General features: G+C 67.6%; 1 protein-coding gene. It reads right to left on the bottom strand.

Features of this window, described 5'->3' with window-relative positions:
* A partial coding sequence (treS, locus tag KYY02_RS33515; RefSeq protein WP_371244818.1) for a maltose alpha-D-glucosyltransferase occupies positions 1-1,575 on the bottom strand: 1,575 nt, incomplete at both ends.

Below are 1,575 nucleotides of genomic sequence, written 5' to 3'. Positions count from 1 at the left end.
GAGCCGGAACCAGTAGAAGCCGTGTCCCCCGAGGGTCAGCAGGTACGGCAGGTCGCCGACGGCCGGGAAGCGCACCCCGCCGAACAGTTCGACCGGGTGCCGTCCCCCGAAGGCGCTGAGGTCGAGTTCGGTGGGCTGGGCGAAGCGCGAGAAGTTGTTCACGCAGAGCACCAGGTCGTCCTCGTTCTCCCCGCTCGGGGGGGCCTCCCGCAGGAAGGCGAGGACCGCGGGGTTGGAGGAGGGCAGCTCGGTGTACGAGCCGAGGCCGAACGCGGGGTTCTGCTTGCGGATCTCGATCATCCGGCGGGTCCAGTGCAGCAGTGAGGACGGGGAGGCCATGGCGGCCTCGACGTTGGTGACCTGGTAGCCGTAGACCGGGTCCATGATGGTCGGCAGGAACAGTCGGCCGGGATCGGAGGAGGAGAACCCGGCGTTGCGGTCGGGGGTCCACTGCATCGGGGTGCGGACCGCGTCGCGGTCGCCGAGCCAGATGTTGTCGCCCATGCCGATCTCGTCGCCGTAGTAGATGATCGGCGAGCCCGGCAGGGAGAGCAGCAGGGCGGTGAAGAGCTCGATCTGGTTGCGGTCGTTGTCCAGCAGGGGGGCGAGCCGGCGGCGGATGCCGATGTTGGCGCGCATGCGGGGGTCCTTGGCGTACTCCGCCCACATGTAGTCGCGTTCCTCGTCGGTGACCATCTCCAGGGTCAGCTCGTCGTGGTTGCGCAGGAAGATGCCCCACTGGCAGCCCGAGGGGATGGCCGGCGTCTTGGCCAGGATCTCCGAGACCGGGTAGCGCGACTCGCGGCGCACGGCCATGAAGATGCGCGGCATGACGGGGAAGTGGAACGCCATGTGGCACTCGTCGCCGCCGGCGGCGTAGTCGCCGAAGTAGTCGACGACGTCCTCCGGCCACTGGTTGGCCTCGGCCAGCAGCACGGTGTCCGGGTACTGCGTGTCGATCTCCTTGCGCACCCGCTTCAGGAAGGCGTGGGTCTCCGGGAGGTTCTCGCAGTTCGTCCCCTCTCGCTGGTACAGGTACGGCACCGCGTCCAGGCGGAAGCCGTCGATCCCCAGGTCCAGCCAGAACTTCAGCGCGGAGATCATCTCCTCCTGGACCGCCGGGTTCTCGTAGTTGAGGTCCGGCTGGTGGGAGAAGAAGCGGTGGAAGTAGTACTGCTTGCGCACCGGGTCGTACGTCCAGTTGGAGGCCTCGGTGTCCACGAAGATGATCCGGGCGTCCTGGAACTGCTTGTCGTCGTCCGCCCACACGTAGTAGTCGCCGTAGGGGCCGTCGGGGTCCTTCCGCGATTCCTGGAACCACGGGTGCTGGTCGCTGGTGTGGTTCATGACGAAGTCGATGATCACGCGCATCCCGCGCTGGTGGGCCGCGTCGACGAACTCCACGAAGTCGGCGAGGTCGCCGAAGTCGGGGAGGACGGCGGTGTAGTCGGCGACGTCGTAACCGCCGTCGCGCAGGGGCGACTTGAAGAAGGGCGGCAGCCAGAGGCAGTCGACGCCCAGCCACTGCAGGTAGTCCAGCTTGGCGGTCAGGCCCTTCAGGTCGCCGATGCCGTC

The sequence above is a fragment of the Streptomyces pimonensis genome, from assembly GCF_041380215.1.
GTDB lineage: Bacteria > Actinomycetota > Actinomycetes > Streptomycetales > Streptomycetaceae > Streptomyces > Streptomyces pimonensis.
This window is presented reverse-complemented; position numbering and strand designations above follow the sequence as displayed.